The organism is Embleya sp. NPDC005971, assembly GCF_040629175.1.
Classification (GTDB): domain Bacteria; phylum Actinomycetota; class Actinomycetes; order Streptomycetales; family Streptomycetaceae; genus Embleya.
The window spans coordinates 55,055-75,840 of the sequence record NZ_JBEXUX010000022.1; the positions used below are offsets into that span (position 1 = coordinate 55,055).

Annotated in this window: 20 protein-coding genes; 18 read left to right on the forward strand and 2 right to left on the reverse strand. The window is 70.5% G+C overall.

The window, feature by feature from the left end; genetic code table 11:
* Window positions 1–66: 66 nt before the first annotated feature.
* From ABZ374_RS20735 to ABZ374_RS20795, 13 genes are all read left to right on the forward strand, one after another.
* Window positions 67–525, forward strand: a complete 459-nt coding sequence (locus ABZ374_RS20735; RefSeq protein ID WP_360313056.1) for a 2,4'-dihydroxyacetophenone dioxygenase family protein — start codon at window positions 67–69, stop codon at window positions 523–525.
* A 34-nt stretch (window positions 526–559) separates the two neighbouring features.
* Window positions 560–1,741 (forward strand): cytochrome P450, encoded by a 1,182-nt coding sequence (locus ABZ374_RS20740; protein WP_360313058.1) that lies wholly within the window; start codon window positions 560–562, stop codon window positions 1,739–1,741.
* 193 nt (window positions 1,742–1,934) lie between these two features.
* The gene (locus ABZ374_RS20745) at window positions 1,935–2,369 is read left to right on the forward strand and encodes a hypothetical protein (protein WP_360313060.1); all 435 of its coding nucleotides are present in this window, start codon (window positions 1,935–1,937) and stop codon (window positions 2,367–2,369) included.
* A 64-nt stretch (window positions 2,370–2,433) separates the two neighbouring features.
* Window positions 2,434–3,372: a DUF2520 domain-containing protein gene (locus ABZ374_RS20750; RefSeq protein WP_360313062.1), complete on the forward strand. Its 939-nt coding sequence runs from the start codon at window positions 2,434–2,436 to the stop codon at window positions 3,370–3,372.
* Window positions 3,369–4,229, forward strand: a complete 861-nt coding sequence (gene panC, locus ABZ374_RS20755) for a pantoate--beta-alanine ligase (RefSeq protein WP_360313064.1) — start codon at window positions 3,369–3,371, stop codon at window positions 4,227–4,229. Before ABZ374_RS20750 ends, panC begins: the two co-directional genes overlap by 4 nt.
* On the forward strand, window positions 4,226–4,657 hold the full coding sequence (gene panD / locus ABZ374_RS20760; protein WP_360313066.1) for an aspartate 1-decarboxylase: 432 nt from the start codon (window positions 4,226–4,228) through the stop codon (window positions 4,655–4,657). Before panC ends, panD begins: the two co-directional genes overlap by 4 nt.
* Window positions 4,654–6,303, forward strand: a complete 1,650-nt coding sequence (locus ABZ374_RS20765; RefSeq protein WP_360313068.1) for an L-aspartate oxidase — start codon at window positions 4,654–4,656, stop codon at window positions 6,301–6,303. The genes panD and ABZ374_RS20765 overlap by 4 nt, the downstream gene beginning before the upstream one ends.
* On the forward strand, window positions 6,300–7,190 hold the full coding sequence (nadC, locus tag ABZ374_RS20770) for a carboxylating nicotinate-nucleotide diphosphorylase (protein WP_360313070.1): 891 nt from the start codon (window positions 6,300–6,302) through the stop codon (window positions 7,188–7,190). The genes ABZ374_RS20765 and nadC overlap by 4 nt, the downstream gene beginning before the upstream one ends.
* A gap of 104 nt (window positions 7,191–7,294) precedes the next feature.
* The gene (locus ABZ374_RS20775) at window positions 7,295–8,083 is read left to right on the forward strand and encodes a type III pantothenate kinase (RefSeq protein WP_020549599.1); all 789 of its coding nucleotides are present in this window, start codon (window positions 7,295–7,297) and stop codon (window positions 8,081–8,083) included.
* 95 nt (window positions 8,084–8,178) lie between these two features.
* The gene (locus tag ABZ374_RS20780; protein WP_360313072.1) at window positions 8,179–9,003 is read left to right on the forward strand and encodes a hypothetical protein; all 825 of its coding nucleotides are present in this window, start codon (window positions 8,179–8,181) and stop codon (window positions 9,001–9,003) included.
* Between the two features lie 77 nt (window positions 9,004–9,080).
* Window positions 9,081–10,697 carry an LAETG motif-containing sortase-dependent surface protein gene (locus ABZ374_RS20785; RefSeq protein ID WP_360313074.1) on the forward strand — a complete coding sequence of 539 codons (1,617 nt, stop codon included), beginning with the start codon at window positions 9,081–9,083 and terminating at the stop codon, window positions 10,695–10,697.
* Between the two features lie 118 nt (window positions 10,698–10,815).
* Window positions 10,816–12,324: a bifunctional lysylphosphatidylglycerol synthetase/lysine--tRNA ligase LysX gene (gene lysX / locus ABZ374_RS20790; protein ID WP_360313076.1), complete on the forward strand. Its 1,509-nt coding sequence runs from the start codon at window positions 10,816–10,818 to the stop codon at window positions 12,322–12,324.
* Window positions 12,325–12,432: 108 nt separating this feature from the next.
* Window positions 12,433–13,062 carry a GDSL-type esterase/lipase family protein gene (locus tag ABZ374_RS20795; protein ID WP_360313078.1) on the forward strand — a complete coding sequence of 210 codons (630 nt, stop codon included), beginning with the start codon at window positions 12,433–12,435 and terminating at the stop codon, window positions 13,060–13,062.
* Window positions 13,063–13,117: 55 nt separating this feature from the next.
* Here ABZ374_RS20795 and ABZ374_RS20800 read toward each other — a convergent pair whose 3' ends face one another.
* A complete protein-coding gene (locus ABZ374_RS20800) occupies window positions 13,118–13,930 on the reverse strand; it encodes a M23 family metallopeptidase (protein WP_360313080.1) in 813 nt (270 codons plus the stop codon).
* Window positions 13,931–14,218: 288 nt separating this feature from the next.
* Here ABZ374_RS20800 and ABZ374_RS20805 point away from each other — a divergent pair, with 288 nt between their 5' ends.
* The 4 genes from ABZ374_RS20805 (at window position 14,219) to ABZ374_RS20820 (ending at window position 16,881) form a co-directional block, all read left to right on the forward strand.
* Entirely contained in the window at window positions 14,219–14,575 is a 357-nt protein-coding gene (locus ABZ374_RS20805; protein WP_360313082.1) for a BlaI/MecI/CopY family transcriptional regulator, read from the forward strand.
* Between the two features lie 472 nt (window positions 14,576–15,047).
* A complete protein-coding gene (locus ABZ374_RS20810) occupies window positions 15,048–15,545 on the forward strand; it encodes a DUF11 domain-containing protein (RefSeq protein ID WP_360313084.1) in 498 nt (165 codons plus the stop codon).
* A 254-nt stretch (window positions 15,546–15,799) separates the two neighbouring features.
* The gene (locus ABZ374_RS20815) at window positions 15,800–16,309 is read left to right on the forward strand and encodes an amino-acid N-acetyltransferase (RefSeq protein WP_360313086.1); all 510 of its coding nucleotides are present in this window, start codon (window positions 15,800–15,802) and stop codon (window positions 16,307–16,309) included.
* Between the two features lie 230 nt (window positions 16,310–16,539).
* Window positions 16,540–16,881, forward strand: coding sequence for an Lsr2 family protein (locus ABZ374_RS20820; protein WP_355542767.1), 342 nt, complete (start codon window positions 16,540–16,542; stop codon window positions 16,879–16,881).
* Between the two features lie 112 nt (window positions 16,882–16,993).
* On the opposite strand, the gene ABZ374_RS20825 is transcribed toward ABZ374_RS20820, so the two are convergent.
* Window positions 16,994–17,707 carry an SCO3374 family protein gene (locus ABZ374_RS20825; RefSeq protein WP_360313088.1) on the reverse strand — a complete coding sequence of 238 codons (714 nt, stop codon included), beginning with the start codon at window positions 17,705–17,707 and terminating at the stop codon, window positions 16,994–16,996.
* 460 nt (window positions 17,708–18,167) lie between these two features.
* Here ABZ374_RS20825 and ABZ374_RS20830 point away from each other — a divergent pair, with 460 nt between their 5' ends.
* Complete coding sequence (locus tag ABZ374_RS20830; RefSeq protein ID WP_355542773.1) at window positions 18,168–20,690, forward strand: ATP-dependent Clp protease ATP-binding subunit; 2,523 nt, start codon at window positions 18,168–18,170, stop codon at window positions 20,688–20,690.
* Window positions 20,691–20,786 lie beyond the last annotated feature (96 nt).

A 20,786-nucleotide genomic window follows, 5' to 3' on the forward strand; every position in this document is an offset into this window, starting at 1 on the left:
CCACCGGTCCTTGAGGCATGCTGTTACACCGTTACAGAGCACCGATCGCCTCCGGGAGGAACCCGCATGACCACCACCGAAACCGGACGCCCCGCCGTGCACATCGGGGCCGAGGACCTGCCGTTCGTCGAGATCGGCGGCGGCAACAAGCTCAAGGTGCTGTGCGTCAAGGAAGAGGAGGGCCTGTGGATCGTGGAGAACGTCTTCCAGCCGGGCTTCGCCGTCGAGACGCACCGGCACACCGGCCCCGTCTACGGCTACACCGTGGCCGGCGCGTGGAAATACGCCGAGTACGACTACGTCAACCGGGCCGGCTCGTTCCTCTACGAGCCCGCCGGCTCCGTGCACACCCTCACCTGCGTCGAGCCCGACACCCGGGTCTGGTTCCAGATGTACGGCGCCAATCTCAACCTGGACGCCGAGGGCAACATCACCTCGGTGACCGACGGCGCGGGCACGCTGCGCGCCTACTACGCCCTGTGCGAGGCACAGGGCTTCGGCCGGCCGAACGTGCTCGTGGGCTGACCGGGATGCGATCCGAGGCTTCGAGGGAGATGCCATGACCGTCACGTCCGATTCGACCGGAGTCGACCTGTACAGCCCCGAGCTGTATCTCGACGGCCCGCCGCACGCGCTGTTCGCCGAGTTGCGCCGGACCGACCCGGTGCACTGGCAGGACATCCCGGGACAGCCGGGCTACTGGGCCGTGCTCCGGCACGCCGACGTCGAATACGTCTCGCAGAACCCGGCGATCTTCTCCGCCGAGGCGGGCGGGATCATCCTGGAGGACCTCGAACCCGAGCGGCTCGAAGCCCTGCGCGGCACGCTGTTGTCGATGGACCCGCCGCGCCACCGCGCGTATCGCAAGCCGCTGGTGAAGTCCTTCACCGCGAAGGTGGTCGGCGGCATGGAGGACCGGATCCGGACCATCTGCCGGGAGATCTTCGCGCGGGTGGGCACCGGCGACGTCGAGTTCGTGCACGACGTCACCTCCAGCCTGCCGACCCAGGTGATCGGCGAGCTGATGGGCCTGCCGCCGGCCGACTGGGACCACATCCACGCGCTCGCCGAGCGCAACACGGCGGGCGAGGGCGGTCGGGCGGCGATCGAGATGGCCCGCTACGCGATCGGCTTCGCCGCCGCGCGCCGGGCCCAGGAGCCGCGCGAGGACATCACCTCGCTGATCCTGGAGTCCGAGTTCGGCGGCCGGATGATGACCGACCTCGACTTCGGTCAGTTCTTCGTACAACTGGTCACGGCCGGCAACGACACCACCAAGACCATGCTGTCCGCCGGCCTGCACGCGCTGCTGACCCACCCCGAGCAGCTCGCGGCGGTGCGCGCGAACCCCGACCTGGTCCCGGGCGCGGTCGAGGAGATCCTGCGCTGGGCCAACCCGCTGCACTACTTCCGCCGGACCGCCACCCGGGACACCGAACTGCGCGGCGTGCCGATCAAGGCGGGCGACAAGGTGGCCATGTACTACACCTCGGCGAACCGCGACGAGGAGGTGTTCACCGACCCGCAGCGCTTCGACATCACCCGCAGGCCCAACCCGCACCTGTCCTTCGGCTTCGCCGAGCACTTCTGCCTGGGCGTGCACATCGCCCGCCTGGAGGGTCGGGTGTTCTTCGAGGAACTGCTCGCCACCTACCCCACGATCGAGGCGACCGGCGAGCCCGAGCGGCTGCGCTCGAACCTCAACAACGCGCTCACCCGATTGCCGGTCCGGCTGGGCTAGGCCCTTTCGCGTGTCGGTGACCGTCGCTCGGGCCGCCCGGAGCCCGTCCGGCGGGGCCCGAGCGCGGCTTCTTCACACGACGAGAGGCATGCGAACGGGGTCGAAAGGGGACACATAAGCGACGGACTCGGGGAAAGAAGAGGGCGGAACCCTCGCACCTGGTCAATCGACGCCGGTCTCCGGGAGGCTCCCCATGGGAAGCCGTCAACTCGTCATACGTGCCGGTCGCCGCTGTGCGCTCGCGGTTGCCGCGCTCGGGATCGCCGCGGCGGCCGGGGCCCTGGAGGTCGGCCCCACCCCCGCACCGTCACCCGGCCGCAGTAGCGGCGCCTCGGTGGAATCGACCGCCGACCCGGGCCGCCCGGCCCCCTCCGCCTACTCGCTGCAGACCCAGGGCGGCCCGCGCAGCGTCCGGGTGGCCCGGGTGGTCACCGGCACGATGTTGTTGACCGGGCTCGTGCTGACCGCGCTCGGCGCGATCGGGATGCGCGGACCGGAGCTGATCCGGCACAAGGTCGCCCGACGTGTCGCGTATCAGGCCGGCTCCTCCCGGTATCGATGGCCGCCGCCGAGCCCGCTGCCGACCGACCTGCCGACCAACCCGGGGACCGGGCCGCCCGGCGCGTGAGTACCCTGATCGGGCCAGTACTCGTCCGGTACCCGCCGCGGACTGGAACGGAAGGCTCGCTCGCGTGAACAACGACATCACCGCACGTCCGCATCCGCACGGCCGCTCGCCCGACCCCGCCGACCGCCCCGCGCGGCTGCGCGTGGGAGTCGTCGGCACCGGTCGCGTCGGCCCGACCCTGGCCGCCGCCCTCGCCCTCGCCGGGCACTCGGTGGTGGCCGCCTCCGGCGTCTCGGAGACCTCCCGGCGCCGTGCCGAGGACCTCCTGCCGGGTGTCCCGCTGGTCGCCCCGCAAGAGGTGATCGCGGCCTCCGACCTGACCCTGCTCACCGTGCCCGACGACGCGCTCGAAGCGCTCGTGCGCGGCCTGGCCGAGACCGGCGCGATCAAGGCCGGTCAACTCCTGGTGCACGCGTCCGGCCGCTACGGCGTGGACATCCTGGAACCGGCCACCCGCGCCGGCGCGCTGCCGCTCGCGCTGCACCCGGTGATGACCTTCACCGGCAGCACCATCGACCTCGAACGGCTGGCCGGCTGCTCCTTCGGGGTCACCTCGCCCGAGCCGCTGCGCCCGGTCGCCGAGGCGCTCGTGGTGGAGATGGGCGGCGAACCCGAGTGGATCGAGGAGCGCGACCGCGCGCTCTACCACGTGGCCCTGGCCAACGGCGCGAACCACCTGGTCACCCTGGTCGCGCAATCGCTCGAACTGCTCGGCGCGGCCGGCGTCCGGGCCCCGGGCCGGATGCTCGGACCGCTGCTCGGCGCCGCCCTGGACAACGCGCTGCGCGCCGGCGACCAGGCGCTCACCGGCCCGGTGGCGCGCGGCGACGCGGGCACCGTGGCCGCGCATGTGGCCGAACTGCGCCGGGTCTCGCCCGAGGCGCTGGCCGCGTACGTGGCGATGGCCCGACTGACCGCCGACCGCGCGCTGAACGCCGGCCTGCTCAAGGCCGAGTCGGCCGAGGCGCTGCTGGGCGTGCTGGCCGAGGGAGGCCGACCGTGACCGCCGTACGCCTGGCCCGGACCGCGTCCGACCTGGCCGGTGCGGACCGGCCCGGCGGCCCGCGCGCCGTGGTGATGACGATGGGCGCGCTGCACCAGGGCCACGCGGCGCTGATCCGGGCGGCGCGCGCGTTCGTCGGCCCGACCGGCCACGTCGTGGTCACCGTGTTCGTCAACCCGCTCCAGTTCGGCGCGGGCGAGGACCTGGACCGCTACCCGCGCACTCTGGACGCCGACCTGGAACTGAGCGGGGAGGCGGGCGCCGACGTGGTGTTCGCGCCCTCGGTGGACGAGGTGTACCCGGGCGGCGAACCGCGCGTGCGGATCACCGCCGGACCCACCGGCGCGGTGCTCGAAGGGGCCTCCCGGCCCGGCCACTTCGACGGAATGCTCACCGTGGTCGCCAAACTCCTGCACCTGACCGTGCCGAAGGTCGCCTTCTTCGGCGAGAAGGACGCCCAGCAACTCGCGCTGATCCGGCGCATGGTGCGCGACCTGAACTTCCCCGTCGAGATCGTGGGCGTGCCCACCGTCCGCGAACCCGACGGGCTGGCCCGGTCCAGCCGCAACCGCTACCTGTCCGAGGCCGAACGGGAGATCGCGCTCTCGCTCAGCCGGGCACTGGACGCGGGCGCCCGGCGCGCCGACGACGGTGCGGGCGCCGTGCGCGCCGCCGCCGAGGACGTGCTGCGCGCCGTGCTGAAACCCGACTATGTGGAGTTGGTCGACATCGACGACTTCACCCCGGTGGCCGCCGACCACGCCGGCCCGGCGATCCTGGCGATCGCGGCCCGCGTGGGCGCCACCCGGCTCATCGACAACGCCCGACTGAAGATCACGGGAGTCCCCCGGTCATGATGCGCACGATGTTCAAGTCCAAGATCCACCGCGCGACGATCACGCAGGCGGACCTCCACTACGTCGGCTCGATCACCATCGACGAGGATCTGCTCGAAGCCGCCGACATCCTGCCCGGCGAACTGGTGCACGTGGTCGACATCGACAACGGCGCCCGCCTGGAGACCTACACGATCGCGGGCCCGCGCGGCACCGGCGTGATCGGCATCAACGGTGCCGCGGCCCGCCTGGTGCACACCGGCGACCTGGTGATCATCATCGCCTACGCCCAGGTCACCGACGCCGAGGCGCGGGCGATGAAGCCGCGCGTGGTGTTCGTGGACGCGACCAACACGATCACCGGCACCGGCCACGACCCGGCCGAGGCGCTGCCCGGCGGCGAGACGCTGCGCGGCGACCGCGTGGTCGGCGACCGGGCCGCGCAATGAACACGCCCGCACTGCCCGCGCGCCTGGCCGCCCCCGATCCCGGGTGGAACGTGCGCGCGGATGTCATCGTGGTCGGCTCCGGGGTGGCCGGCCTGACCGTCGCGTTGCGTGCGCGCCGGGCCGGCCGGGTCCTGTTGGTGACCAAGGCCCAGCTCGACGAGGGCTCCACGCGCTGGGCGCAGGGCGGGATAGCCGCCGCGCTCGGCGAGGGCGACACCCCCGAACAGCACCTGCGCGACACGCTCGTGGCCGGGGCCGGACTGTGCGCCGAGGACGCGGTCCGGGTGCTGGTCACCGAGGGCCCGGACGCGGTGCGCCGGCTGATCGACACCGGCGCCGAGTTCGACCGGGGGCCGGACGGCGACGTGCTGCTCACCCGCGAGGGCGGCCACCTGCGCAACCGGATCGCGCACGCGGGCGGCGACGCGACGGGCGCCGAGATATCGCGGGCGCTGGTGGCCGCGGTACGGGCCACGCCGGACATCGAGGTGATCGAGAACGCGCTCGTGCTCGACCTGCTCAAGGACGCCTCCGGGCGTGCCTGCGGGGTCACCCTGCACGTGATGGGCGAGGGCGCCCGGGACGGGGTCGGCGCCGCCCTGGGGCGCGCCGTCGTGCTCGCCACCGGCGGCATGGGCCAGGTCTTCTCGTCCACCACGAACCCGTCGGTGTCCACCGGCGACGGGGTCGCGCTCGCACTGCGTGGCGGGGCCGAGGTCACCGACCTGGAGTTCGTGCAGTTCCACCCGACCGTGTTGTGGCTCGGCGCGGGCGCGGAGGGCCAGCAGCCGCTGGTCTCCGAGGCGGTCCGCGGCGAGGGCGCCCATCTCGTGGACGCGGCCGGCATCCGGTTCATGACGGACCGTCATCCGCTCGGCGAGTTGGCCCCGCGCGACATCGTGGCCAAGGGCATCATGCGCCGAATGGCGGAAACCGGCGCCGAACACATGTACCTGGACGGTCGGCACTTCGGCGCGGACATGTGGAAGCACCGCTTCCCGACCATCCTGGCCGCCTGCCGCGCGCACGGGATCGACCCGGTGACCGAGCCGATCCCGGTGGCGCCCGCCGCGCACTACGCGAGTGGAGGCGTGCGTACCGACCTGCACGGACGGACCAGCGTGCCCGGGTTGTACGCGTGTGGGGAGGTGGCCTGCACCGGTGTGCACGGTGCCAACCGGCTCGCCTCCAACTCGCTGTTGGAGGGCCTGGTCTTCGCCGAGCGGATCGCGGCCGATCTGGCCCGGGACATGCCGCCGTTCGCCGCGCCGGTCGCCCCCGAGGGCCCGGCCGGGCTGCTCGCCGAGGACGTCCGGCCGCGCCTGCAACGCGCGATGACCTCGGGCGCCGGGGTGCTGCGCGACGCGGCCGGACTGGCCGACACCCGGGGCGCGTTGACCGCCTTGGCCGCTCGTACCAGCACCGATCCGTGCACGCAGACGTGGGAGACCACCAACCTGCACCTGGTCGCGAGCGCGCTCACCCGGGCCGCGTTGCTCCGCGAGGAGACGCGCGGCTGTCACTGGCGCGAGGACCGTCCGGACCTCGACGACGCCCGGTGGCGCGGCAACCTCGTCACGTCGCTGCGCGAGGGTGCCCTGCACGTCGCCTACCAGGCACACGAACCCAAGGAGTCGACCGCGTGAGCACCGTCAAGCTGTCCGCCGATCTCACGTCCCGCCTGGCCGAGGCCGGGCTCGACCCGCTCGCCGTCGCCGCGCTGGTGACCGCCGCCGTCGCGGAGGACCTCGACGGCGGAGTGGACGTCACCTCGGTGGCCACCGTGCCCGAGGACGCGCGCGGCCACGCCGAGTTCACCGCGCGCGGAGCGGGCGTGGTCGCGGGCCTGCCGGTCGCCGAGGCCGTGCTCGAACTGGTCTGCGGCGCCGACCTGGTGCTCACCCGACACGTGCGCGACGGCGACGTGGTGACGCCCGGCACGGTGTTGTTCACCGCCGAGGCGAGCACCCGCACGCTGCTGACCGCCGAGCGGGTCGCGCTGAACCTGCTGTGCCGGCTGTCCGGCGTGGCCACCGCCACCCGCGCGTGGGCGGACACGATCGAGGGCACCGGTGCCTCGGTCCGGGACACCCGCAAGACCACGCCGGGCCTGCGTGCCCTGGAGAAGTACGCGGTGCGCTGCGGCGGCGGGGTCAATCACCGGATGTCGCTGTCCGACGCGGCGATGGTCAAGGACAACCACGTGGTCGCCGCGGGCGGTGTCGCCGAGGCGTTCAAGGCCGTGCGGGCGGCCTTCCCGAACGTGCCAGTGGAGGTCGAGGTGGACCACCTCGACCAGATCCCGCCGGTGCTGGACGCGGGCGCCGACCTGATCCTGCTGGACAACATGACGCCGGATCGTATGCGCGAGGCGGTGGCCCTGGTCGCGGGTCGGGCCCGACTGGAGGCGAGTGGCGGCCTCACCCTGGAGACCGCCCGTGAGGTCGCCGAGACCGGTGTGGACTACATCGCGGTCGGCGCGCTCACCCACTCCGCCCCGATCCTGGACGTCGGCGTGGACCTGCGCGCCTGAGCGACCGGTACCGTTCACCGGATCAGCACTCCCCGTCCCGCCCCCCTTTCCGAAGCCGCGCTCCGTCCCCCACGGCCCGAGCCAGAACACCAAGGACGCCCACGATGTTGCTCACCATCGACGTCGGTAACTCGCATACCGTGCTCGGCCTGTTCGACGGTGACGAGATCGTCGAGCACTGGCGCATCTCGACCGAGGCCCGGCGGACCGCGGACGAACTCGCCGTCGTCCTCGCGGGATTGCTCGGCCAGCACCCGCTGATCGGCGCCGACGGCATCGACGGCATCGCGATCTGCTCCACCGTGCCGTCCGTGCTGCACGAAATGCGCGACATGGTGCGGCGCTATTACGGCGACATCCCCACGGTCGTCGTCGAACCCGGGGTCAAGACCGGTGTGCCGGTCCTGATGGACAACCCCAAGGAGGTCGGCACCGACCGGATCATCAACGCGCTCGCGGCGGTCAAGTTGTACGGCGGCCCGTGCGTGGTGGTCGACTTCGGCACCGCGACCACCTTCGACGCGGTCAGCACCAAGGGCGAGTACGTCGGCGGCGCGATCGCCCCCGGCATCGAGATCTCGGTGGACGCGCTGGGTGCGCGCGGCGCGCAGTTGCGCAAGATCGAGCTGATGCGTCCGCGCAGCGTGATCGGCAAGAGCACGGTCGAGGCGATGCAGGCGGGCATCCTGTACGGCTTCGCCGGGCAGGTGGACGGCGTGGTCAAGCGGATGGCGGCCGAACTGTCCCCGGACGACCCGGACGCGGTCACCGTGGTGGCCACCGGCGGACTGGCGACGCTGGTGCTGGGCGAGGCTTCGGTGATCGACGTGCACGAGCCGTGGCTGACCCTGATCGGCCTGCGGATGGTCTACGAGCGCAACGCGGCGGTCTGAGCGGGCCGGCTGCGGGGCCGGCTCCCGATCCCAATCGGAAAAAAACACGCATGAAATAAACCGGATTGTCCATCTCGCCGCATACAGTGCGTGCTATGCCGACGCCACATGGTGACCAGGGGATGGCCTTCAGCGCGCACGAGGTGCGGGTGCTGTGTCGCGCGCTGACCGCCGCGTTGCGCGGCGGTCGCGACGCGGTCGACTTCTGGTTGCTCGGCCGGGCGATCGCCGAGGCGCAGGACGAGCGCGACCGGCTGCGCGTGTTCATGACGGCCGAACTGCGGCGCTATCGGGCGGCGATGCCCGGCAGCGCGGCCGGCTTCCTGTCCTGCCTGCGCAACGCGGTCGACGAGGTCGCACACATCCCGTCCGCCGAGGACCTGGCCGCCCTGCGCAGCACCGTCGACCTGCCCTGCGGCGAACACGAACGAGCAAGCCGCGTAGCGCTGTTGCACCGCTGCACCCACCTCGCCGAGGCCGCCCTCGAACAACGCCTCACCGCCCGAGCCCACCGCCGCGCCACCGCCCGGTCCGCCCGCCCCGACCCCCTGGACATCCTCATCCCGACCCGCCCCCGGCCGATCGCCCCCCAGCCCCCGGCTCCGCCGGAGCCCGAGCCCGCTGTCGCACCAGGGTCCGGACCCGAGTGCGAGCCCGGACCCGAGACCGGACGGTTGGCCGAGAGCGCCGACCCTGCGGTCGTGACAGCTCCCGAGACGGACCCCACCGACCGCCCCGAACCGGGGGTCGCAGGAGAGTCGGCACGCACGTCCGAGCCCGGTGCGGATTCGAGCGACGCCGATGTCCTGGAGCAGGACTCCTCCGTCGAAGCCCTGTCTCCGGTGATTCCGCACCGTCGGCAGGGCCGCCAACTCGGCCAACTGCCCGCCCCGGAGACCCTGCGCACGGGCACCGGCTGAGCCAAACGTTTCGTCGCCGATTCGTGATACGGCGCCGCTGGTCACGTGGCCCAACCGACCCGTAGTCTGACGCGACTTTGAAGATCCTTGGGGGGACCTTGCTTCGGATTCGCCTTTCGCCTGCTCGAAAAGCTGCCCTTTTCACGACCGCGAGCCTGACGCTGATCGGCGCGTCGGCGATTTCCACGGCTGCGGCGGACACCCGCGACCAACTCGTCGAGATCACGGCTCCCGCATCGGTCGACCTGGAACTGGGTACGTCGACGACGCTGACCGTGACCTTGGACGTGAAGCCGGACAAGCCGGGCGCGACCACAACTCCCAATGTCTACGCCCTGTTCAAGTCGGGCGTCGGAGTTTCGGTCAAATCGCTGAAACTCGTACTCCCCGCTCCGTGCCTGCCGGCCCCCGAGGATTCCTTCTCGTGCAGGTGGGACAGCCTTCCCGTCGGACAGACGAAACTCGCGCTGAAGGTCACGTCCGTAGCCACCAATCCGAGCGTGTCGCACGAGGTCATCAATGTCATGGCCGGCGGTGCCGGTTTCGCGGACACCAAGAGCATCGATGTCGTCCACCAAGAGCCGGTGGACTTCGCCGTGCTCGACAAGGACGCGCGGAGCACCCGCAAGCCGGGTGACACCTTCGCCGTTCCGATGGGTTTCCAGAACGTACGGGAACGCACACTCACCGATGTTTCGCTGATCAGCGAGTCCGACTACGGCCTGGAACCGGCGAAGAAGTATGCGAACTGCCGCTACGGCCTCGCGTACGGCACCAGAAACCTCGTCGTCTGTGACTTCAAGGGGCCAGTCAAGGCCGGTGAGTCGTTCGGCTTGGCGGAGCCCTACCCGTACAAGGTCTCGCCGGATGTTCCGGTCTTCGGTGCTCAGGCGTACTACCGGTTCGTACAGACCGCCGACGTCACGAAGTCGCTGCGCGGTGCCGACATCCAGTGGTCTCCGGGTGCGGGCGACGCGCTGAAACTGGCCTCGACGACCACGCAGGCGCCGGACCGGCGGGCGAGTTCGGGCTCCTTCAATGTGCTGCTGGGCGAGGACCAGCCACAGAGCACGACGAGTACGCCGCCGATCTCCGTGGTGGCGAGCCCGGGAATCGAGGTTCCGGTTCGGGTGTCGGTCAAGAACGACGGGCCGCGCGTCCTCAATTCGTTCGACACCGGCGGGCCCGGAAGTGTTGCGGGCATCGCCTTCCCGAAGGGCGTGCGGGTGGCCGCTGTGCCCAAGGAGTGCTCGCACGAATCGCTGGCCGCCGACCAGGATGCGCTCCGGCCGCTGAAGGCGGCAGGCGCGGACGTCTATGGCTGCGAGATCACCGGGGGCGAGCTCTGGAAGGTCGGTACCACTCGTGACTTCACGTTCAAGGTCGAGCTCGCCAAGGGCCTGACCGACGCCAAGGGCGGCATCGTGACGGTCGCGGCCAAGGTCCCGCTGGTCGACATGGTGTTCACCGCCAAGGAAGGTGCCACCTCCGGTGGGTCCGGTTCGACCGGTGGTGCGGCCACGACGGCCGGCGCGGGTTCGACCGGCGGTGGCAATGGCACCGAGCTGGCCGAGACCGGCTCGGACTCCTCGTCCACGACGTTGATCGTGGGCGGCGCAGCGGCGCTGTTCGTACTCGGCGGTGGCGTGTTCTTCGTGGCGCGTCGGCGCAAGGGTGCGGGCCTCGTGGCCTGATTCACAACGATCGGCGGAGGGCGGGGTCGCGGCGGCGATTCCGCCCTCCGGCGTATCCGCCCCCGGGCCGGACGGATATCGGTTCGGGGAGGTGGTTGGCCATGGGTAGCCTTGTCCCGTGACCGAGCAGAGCGCAGCGCAGCCGCAGATCGACGACCTTCCCGAGCAGATGCGGGTTCGCCGCGACAAGCTCGATCGGCTCCGAGCCGAGGGAACCGACCCGTACCCGGTCGGATTCCCCCGCAGCACGACGGTGGCGGCCCTGCGTGCGGAGTTCGACGGTCTCGAAGCCGATGTGGAGACCGGGCGCCGCGTCGGTATCACCGGCCGGGTGGTGCTGTATCGCACCGGCGGCAAGTTGTGCTTCGCGACCCTGCGCGACGGCGACGGCGACATCCAGGTGATGGTCTCGCTCGACGGCGTCGGCGCCGAGTCGCTGGCCGCCTGGAAGAGCGACGTCGACCTGGGCGACCACGTCGGCGTCGAGGGCCAGGTCATCACCTCCCGCCGCGGCGAGCTGTCGATCATGGTCGACTCGTGGGCGATCACGTCCAAGTGCCTGCGTCCGCTGCCGGACAAGCACAAGGGCCTGACCGACCCCGAGGCCCGGGTCCGCCAGCGCTACGTCGACCTGATCGTCAACGACGAGTCGCGCGCGATGTTGCGTACCCGCAGCCGGATCGTGCGCTCGATCCGCGAGTGGTTCGACGCCAGGGACTTCCTGGAGGTCGAGACCCCGATGCTCCAGCCGGTGCACGGCGGCGCCACCGCGCGCCCGTTCGTCACCCACATCAACGCGTACGACATGGACCTCTACCTGCGCATCGCGCCGGAGCTCTACCTCAAGCGCCTGGTCGTCGGCGGCGCCGAGAAGGTCTTCGAGATCAACCGCAACTTCCGCAACGAGGGCGCGGACTCGACGCACAACCCCGAGTTCACCATGCTCGAGGCGTACGAGGCGTACGGCGACTACAACACGATGGCCACGCTCACCCGCGAGGTGTACCAGCACGTCGCCCAGGCCGTGTTCGGCACGCACACCTTCCGCTACGGCGACCGCGAGGTGGACATCTCCGGCGAGTGGCGCGAGATCACCGTCTACGGTTCGGTCTCCGAGGCGCTCGGCGAGGAGGTCACCCCCGAGACGCCGATCGAGGCGGTGCGCAAGCTCGCCGACGCGCGGGAGATCGAGTACGACAAGGCGTGGGGCCAGGGCAAGTTGGTCCAGGAGATCTACGAGGCGCTGGTCGAGCACACCCTGGCCGAGCCGACCTTCGTCCGCGACTTCCCGATCGAGACGTCCCCGCTGACCCGCCAGCACCGCAGCACGCCGGGCGTCGCGGAGAAGTGGGACCTGATCGGCTTCGGCATGGAGTTGGGCACCGCGTACTCCGAGTTGGTCGACCCGGTCGAGCAGCGTCGCCGGCTCACCGAGCAGTCGCTGCTCGCCGCGGGCGGCGATGTCGAGGCCATGCGGATCGACGAGGACTTCCTGCGCGCGCTGGAGTTCGCGATGCCGCCGAGCGGCGGTCTGGGGCTGGGCATCGACCGGATGATCATGGCCTTCACCGGTCGCGGCATCCGCGAGACGATCCTGTTCCCGCTGGTGAAGCCGACCACCGACTGACGGTCGGCCCGCGCTCGGGAGCCCCTTCGGTGACGGATCGTCGTCCCCGAGGGGGCTCCTGTCGCATTCCCGGGCGCGTCACCCGTTCGTACGCATAGGGTCGGCCGCATGGAAGCAGCCCCCGATCTCCGGATCTGCGTCGCCGGTGATTCGTTCGTCCAAGGCGTCGGCGATCTCGCCGGCGGCGGATGGGTCGGCCGCCTGGCGGCCGAGTCCCGTCGCCGGGGCCGGCAATTGACCGCGTACAACCTCGGCGTGCGGTTGGAGACCTCGGCCGACGTCGCGGAGCGCTGGTACGGCGAGGCCGTCCCGCGCATGCGGCACGCCGACGGCACCGGCATGGTCTTCGCGTTCGGCGTCAACGACGTCAAGGTCGAGCGCGGCCGCCGTCGGGTCGGGCACGCGGACAGCGTCGCCAACCTCGACGCGATACTGGACACCGCCACCGGCGCCCGCTGGACCTGCCTGGTCGTCGGCGCACCACCGGTGCCCGGCGAGCCGAACGGCGGCGAGGACGCGCTCGCCCTGGAGGACGCGTACGCGAAGACGTGCGCCGCGCGCGGCATCACCTTCGTGCCCCTCCAGCACACCCTGCGCGCGGACCCCGAGTGGTGGGCGAGCATCGACGCCTACGGCGACGGGGCGCACTGCGACTCGACCGGCTACGCCAAGCTCGCCGCGCTGATCGCCGAAGGCGGCTGGTGGGACTGGCTGGACTCGCTCGCGGTCGGCCGCTGACGGATCGGCCGACGTGGGCGTGGTCGAGCCGTCCGGTGATCCCGGAGCGCGGTGATCAGGCCGCGACGCCCTTGCCGGACAGCCAGGTCTTCGGGTCCACGGCCGCGCCGCCCTTGGGGTGCACCTCGAAGTGCAGGTGCGGCCCGGTGGAGTTGCCGGTGGTACCGACGTAGCCGATCACCTCGCCGGCGGCCACCGAACCGGAGGTCTTCGCGAACCGGGACTGGTGGCAGTACCAGGTCTGGGTGCCGTCGGGGTGGGTGATCACGATCCGGTTGCCGAACGCGCCCGCGCTGCCCGCGGAGGAGATCTTCCCGGCGGCGGCGGCCTTGATCGGCGTACCGGAGCGGGCCGCGAAGTCCAGGCCGGTGTGCGTGTGCGCCCAGCGCGAGCCGCTGTTGCCGAAGCGACCGGTCAACGTGTAGCCGGATGTCGGCACCACCCATCCCGAGGCCGCCCGCTCGGCCGCGACCCGGTCGGCCTCGGCCCGACGCTCGGCCTCCGCCGCCCGGTCGGCCTCCGCCTGGCGCTCCGCCTCCGCGACCCGCTCGGCCTCCGCCTGGCGCTCCGCCTCCGCTCGCGCGGCAGTCTCCGCGGCGGCCTGTCGCTCGGCCTCCCGCGCGGCGTCCAACGACGGACGCTCCTGCGAGCGTGCCGCGACGTCCGCGCCGCGATCGGCGAGCCACTGCGCGTTCTCCGGATCGGCGCCGGTCGAGCCGGCCGCGCGCGCATCGCCGGGGTCCGTCCCCGACACCTGCACCCCGGTGGTGACCGCGACGGCCAGCAGCGCGAGACCGGCGACCACGATGACCGGACGGCGCGGACGCAACGCCTTCGGCCGCGCGGGGCGGTCGGCGGGCGTGGACATGGACGTGGGCGTGGACGGAGCTTCGGGGGAGTGCGGCACGAACACCTCGGTGAATCGACGACAGGGCCGCGATCAGTGGTAACAATTCACCGCACATCGACCAAGTCGTGATGGAGTGGACACTACGCGGCCACGTAGTAGTGCGTTCCGCGTTCCCGCATCCGCTCGCGCCGGGAAGGGCCGGATGCGACAAATCCGGACGAAGTCGCGTCTACGATGCTGCGTAGGGGATCGCTCGCCACGCGTGACGCAGCTCACGGTGCGACAAGGTTTCGGGAGGGTCCGACCATGAAGCGACTCGGCGAACTCGAGACCCGGGTGATGCTTCGCATCTGGCGGCTCAATCGCCCGTCCTCGGTGCGTGAAGTGCAGGAGGCGCTGCTGCCGGAGCGCGAGCCCGCCTATACGACGGTGATGACCGTGCTCGACAAACTCTTTCGCAAGGGCCTGTTGCGCCGCAGACTGCACGGCCGGGCCTATCGATACGAGGCCGTGTACTCCCGGGACGCCTATACCGCCGAGTTGATGCGCGCCGACTGGGCGGCCGGCGACAGCCGCGCCGGCGCTCTCGTGCACTTCGTCGAGGGCATGACGCCGGAACAGATCCAGGCGTTGCGCGACGCGTTGCGGGTGGCGCTGCCCTGAGTCGAATCGGCCGTTCGGTGGGGTCCGGCGCCTGGGCCGTACCGGGGGTCTTGTCAATTCGTTCGGCGCAGCCCGCAACGCTCCCGGCGCAACTCTGCGTAATCGTATTAATGATCTACGTAAGAAATGCGACTTCGGTACGGCGGAACGGAAAGTGGGCCGACACGATGCGAGTTAAAACCCGAGTGGGGCATGTCCTCGCGATGGCTGGCGTCCCGGTGGGCGCAACGCCGGCCGCGATCCCGGGCATGGTCGGCCGGGCGGGCGCGGCCCCGAGCGGCAGCCGGAACCCGTCGCCACGTCGTACGGGTGGACCACAACGCACGAGTGGAGCGGGTGGTCGTCCTCGCGGGTGTCCGGCACCCCAGTTCGGGCGGCGGCTGCAGAGCGCGCTCGCGGACCTGATGAGCGCGCTCGGCACGTCGTCGCCGGGTATCGCATTGCCGGCCTGCCCGGCCCGGCCGACTTCGGGGTGGGCACCGCCGCGGCGAAGCCGCCGAACCGGCCGCCGTTCCCGCCCGCGCCGCCCACCTCGACCGGGCCGCCCGGTCGGCAGGTGGACCCGGCCCCGACGGCCAGGCTGGAATTGCGCCGCACGGCCGACCCCGAGCCGGGTGACGCGGTCACCCACACGGTGACGGTGCGAAACTCGGGCAACGGCGAGGCGAAGTCCGCGGTCGTGCGCAACACGTTGCCGGCAGGCGTGAAACCGATGGAATCCAAGCCGTCCCAGGGTGAATTCGACCCGGCCACCGCACTGTGGAAGACCGGCCCGATCAGGGCCGGCTCCGAGGTCGTCCTGATTCTCGTACTCCGGGTCCCGCATGGTGCGGCCGGAACCGAGATGACCGCTCGATCGAGTTTCATCAGCACGCCGGGTGCCGAGCCGGTCATCCGCGACGCGTGCGGCGACGACGCCGAGGCGGCCTGTGCGAGCACGCGCGTGGCCGATTCCGCGACCCGGAAATGACCGGGGGAATCCGGCCATATCCGACCTGATCGCTCGATCCGATCACTGCACCCGATGACTCCGCGGCCGTGCCGCGGGCCTCGGGTATCCGGTGCCGGATGTATCCGGATGTATGAAGAACGCGAGGTCCGGACGGTGCGAAACGCCGTCCGGCCCGCCGTCGTCGGTTGGGGTGTTTCCGCTACCAGCGGGGCAGATCGGTGGTAAACAGGGCGGAGCGGCGACGACTATCGTGATCGCGATAGCGTCACCCCATGGAAGTGACGATCCGACGTGCCAGAACGTCCGATGTGCGGGCCATTCGACGCCTTGTGGATGGGTACGTGGGGCTGCGTATCCTTCTGGACAAACCCACGGTCACCCTCTACGAGGATGTGCAGGAGTTTTGGGTTGCGGAGCGGGACACCGACAGCGAGGTGGTCGCCTGCGGAGCTCTGCACGTGATGTGGGAAGACCTCGCCGAGGTGCGCACTCTCGCGGTGGATCCGGTGTGCCGCGGCCACGGAGTGGGCCACCTCTTGCTCAGCAAACTCCTGGAGACCGCGCGTTGGCTCGGTGTTCGGCGGATATTCTGCTTGACCTTCGAGGTCGACTTCTTCGTGAAGCACGGCTTCGTCGAGATCGAGGAGACGCCGATCGACCGCGATGTCTACAGTGAACTGATGCGTTCGTACGACGAGGGCGTCGCCGAGTTTTTGGATCTGGAACGCGTCAAACCCAACACCCTTGGCAACACGCGGATGCTGCTCCATCTCTGGCAGTGATCTCGATCCGCGTAGACCGCGCGAGTGTGGTGGAGATCGCGTGACCCATGCCGGCGAACCCCTTGACGCTTCTTGCCGATGACGGTGTGGTGTGCGGTGAAGTGGCAACCACAAACCCGGTAACGTATTGCCGGCCGGACGGGTTCCGCGCGGGTGGGTTTGTATTTTCCCGCAGAAAGCGGTTTCCTTTTCTTGAGTTGGTTGAACCCTCCCGATGAAAGGGAATCCTGGTGGCACAGAAGGTCCAGATTCTTCTCGTTGACGACCTCGACGGCGGCAAGGCCGATGAGACGGTGACGTTCGCGCTCGACGGTGTCTCCTACGAGATCGACCTGAGCGCCACGCACGCAGAGCAGCTCCGCGCGGCCCTGACGACCTACGTCGAGGCCGGCCGCAAGACCGGTGGCCGGGTCGCCGCGCGCCGCGGCGTCCGCCAGGTGGTCAAGGGTGGTGCCGCCTCCGGTGACACCGCCAAGATCCGCGCCTGGGCCAAGGAGAACGGCTACGACGTGAGCGAGCGCGGTCGCGTGCCGGGCAACATTCGCGACGCCTACGAGAAGGCCCACGCCTGATCGTCGACGCCATCATCGAGCGGTGCCCTCCCCCGAACGAACCGGGGGAGGGCACCGCTCATGTCGTTTTTCCGGGGCCGGGGCGGGCCCGGAGCGCCGGCCCGGCCGTGCTTCAGGCCGGTACCGGGCGGTGGTGGGTCAGCGGCCTCGGCTCGGTGGCCCGCGGCCGGGGGAACAGCCGCACATGCTGGCACGCGTGCGCCAACGTGCTCAGCAGCCGGGTGACGTCCGGAAAGCGCACATCCACGTGCAGCACGGCGCCGAGGGCGGCGAGGTGCTCGACGGGGCGCACTCGGCCCGCGTCGACGGGCGGGCGCAACCAGCGCGCGTGCTCCCACGACCGGGGCCACGGCGCCCGCCACGTGGCCGGCCACGGCGACGGCGCGGCCACCGTGTCGCCCTCGCCGTACGCGCGCAGGTCCAGGTCCAGGTCGGCCCAGTCCAGCCAGTCCAGCAGGGCGGGCAGATCGTCCGCGACCCCGGGGGCCACGAAGAACTGGATCCGGCCGGTCCCGGTCGCGGCCACCGGCCCGACCGGGACGCCCAGCCGCTCGGCCCGGTCCAGGGCCCGGACGCCCGCCGCCCCGGGAACGTCCAGGACGTCGAACCGCACCCCGGCGGCCAGCCGGACCGACGCCGACGGGTCGGCCGCCCAGTGTCGCGAGAGCACCTGCGGATCGGTGGTCGCCACCGCGAGCCCGCCCTTCGCGTCGGCCGATCCCGGACCCGCCGGCCAGCCCAGGGCACGCGCGTACCAGAGGGCCTCGTCCAACGGGCCCGGCACGACGGGCGCCGAACGGGACGCGAAAACAAGCGTGGCTGCCATAACGTGTTCAACTCCGGGACGACAGCGAGGTTACGAAAGGTGATATGCCAACCGCGATGAGTGACATGTCGGGCGGGCCGGTCGCGCCGGGCCTGCCCGAGTGCCCGTGTGGATGCCCGCACAGCGGTCGTGACCTGCCGGTATACAGCGGGTGTCGTCCTGGGTATGACCCGACCATGGAGGGGACTCGGGGAGGTGTGATCGGTGCCGTCGCCGGGTCGCGACGGGATCGGAAAATACCGCGTTCGCTTCTGGCGTACTCGGAATCGGCCTCAGGACGTGGCCGGCGGGAACACCGACACGCACCATCGGGTTTGACTAGTTGTCCAAAGCGGTCCGCAACACGTGGGTCGCACGTCTTCACGGACGAATCGAGCGGTCCTGCGTGCAGGACTAGCATGCGGAAGGACAGGGAGGGGACCGTCCCCGATCTGCACGACCGCTCTGAGGAGCGATAACGATGTTCGAGAGGTTCACCGACCGCGCGCGGCGGGTTGTCGTCCTGGCTCAGGAGGAGGCCCGGATGCTCAACCACAACTACATCGGTACTGAGCACATCCTCCTCGGCCTCATCCACGAGGGTGAGGGCGTCGCTGCGAAGGCCCTGGAGAGCCTCGGCATCTCGCTTGAGGCAGTGCGTCAGCAGGTTGAGGAGATCATCGGTCAGGGTCAGCAGGCCCCGTCCGGTCACATCCCCTTCACGCCCCGTGCGAAGAAGGTCCTCGAGCTGTCGCTTCGCGAGGCGCTCCAGCTCGGCCACAACTACATCGGCACCGAGCACATCCTGCTCGGCCTGATCCGCGAGGGCGAGGGCGTCGCCGCCCAGGTCCTCGTGAAGCTGGGCGCCGACCTCAACCGGGTCCGCCAGCAGGTCATCCAGTTGCTCTCCGGCTACTCCACCGGCAAGGAATCCGCCGCGCCGGGCGGCAGCGGCCAGGAGGGGACGCCTTCCACGTCCCTCGTGCTCGACCAGTTCGGGCGCAACCTGACCCAGGCGGCGCGCGAAGGCAAGCTCGACCCGGTCATCGGGCGCGAGAAGGAAATCGAGCGGGTCATGCAGGTGCTGTCCCGCCGCACCAAGAACAACCCCGTCCTGATCGGCGAGCCCGGCGTCGGCAAGACCGCCGTCGTCGAGGGCCTGGCCCAGGCGATCGTCAAGGGCGAGGTGCCCGAGACGCTCAAGGACAAGCAGCTCTACACGCTGGACCTCGGCGCGCTGGTGGCGGGTTCCCGCTACCGCGGTGACTTCGAGGAGCGGCTGAAGAAGGTGCTCAAGGAGATCCGCACCCGAGGCGACATCATCCTGTTCATCGACGAGCTGCACACGCTCGTCGGTGCGGGTGCCGCCGAAGGCGCGATCGACGCGGCGAGCATCCTCAAGCCGATGCTGGCGCGAGGCGAGCTGCAGACGATCGGTGCGACCACGCTCGACGAATACCGCAAGCACCTGGAGAAGGACGCGGCGCTCGAGCGCCGGTTCCAGCCGATCCAGGTCGCGGAACCGTCACTGCCGCACACGATCGAGATCCTCAAGGGTCTGCGCGACCGCTACGAGGCGCACCACCGCGTGTCGATCACCGACCAGGCCCTGGTGGCCGCGGCGACGCTCGCGGACCGGTACATCTCCGACCGGTTCCTGCCGGACAAGGCGATCGACCTCATCGACGAGGCCGGCTCGCGGATGCGCATCCGGCGCATGACCGCGCCGCCGGACCTGCGCGAGTTCGACGAGAAGATCGCCAACGTGCGTCGGGACAAGGAGTCCGCGATCGACGCGCAGGACTTCGAGAAGGCCGCGTCCTTGCGCGACAGCGAGAAGAAGCTGCTCGCCGACAAGGCGAAGCGGGAGAAGGAGTGGAAGGCCGGCGACATGGACGTCGTGGCCGAGGTCGACGAGGAACTGATCGCAGAGGTTCTCTCGACCGCCACCGGCATCCCGGTCTTCAAGCTGACCGAGGAGGAGTCGGCCCGTCTGCTCCGCATGGAGGACGAGCTGCACAAGCGGGTCATCGGCCAGAAGGACGCCATCAAGGCGCTCTCCCAGGCCATTCGGCGCACCCGCGCCGGACTCAAGGACCCGAAGCGTCCCGGTGGTTCGTTCATCTTCGCCGGCCCGTCCGGCGTCGGTAAGACCGAGCTGTCCAAGACGCTCGCCGAGTTCCTCTTCGGCGACGAGGACGCGCTCATCCAGCTGGACATGAGCGAGTTCTCCGAGAAGCACACGGTCTCCCGGCTGTTCGGTTCGCCGCCCGGATATGTGGGTTACGAAGAGGGTGGCCAGCTCACCGAGAAGGTCCGTCGCAAGCCTTTCTCGGTGGTTCTGTTCGACGAGGTCGAGAAGGCCCACCCGGACATCTTCAACTCGCTGCTGCAGATTCTGGAGGACGGTCGACTGACCGATTCCCAGGGTCGGGTGGTGGACTTCAAGAACACCGTCATCATCATGACGACCAACCTCGGCACGCGGGACATCTCGAAGGGCTTCGGCCTCGGTTTCTCCGGATCGTCCGACGTCAAGACCGGTTACGACCGGATGAAGGCGAAGGTCAACGAAGAGCTGAAGCAGCACTTCCGTCCCGAGTTCCTCAACCGTGTCGACGACACGATCGTCTTCCACCAGCTTTCCGAGGAAGACATCATCCAGATCGTCGACCTGATGATCGCCAAGGTGGACGAGCGGCTGCGCGACCGGGACATGGGCATCGAGCTGCGTCCCGCCGCCAAGGCACTGCTCGCCAAGCGGGGCTACGACCCGCTGCTGGGTGCCCGTCCGCTCCGGCGGACGATCCAGCGCCAGATCGAGGACAACCTCTCCGAGAAGATCCTCTACGGCGAGCTGCGCTCCGGGTCGATCATCGTGGTCGACACCGAGGGTGAGGGCAAGGACGAGCAGTTCACCTTCGAGGGCATGGAGAAGGCCCCGCTGCCGGACGCACCGCCCATCGAGGCGACCGGCTCGGGCCCGAACCTGACCAAGGAGTAGTCGGGTTCGCGGGAGACCGCGCACGACGACGAAGGGGCCGCCCCCGGGAAGTGATTCCCGGGGGCGGCCCCTTCGTCGTGGCGGTTCGGCGCCGGG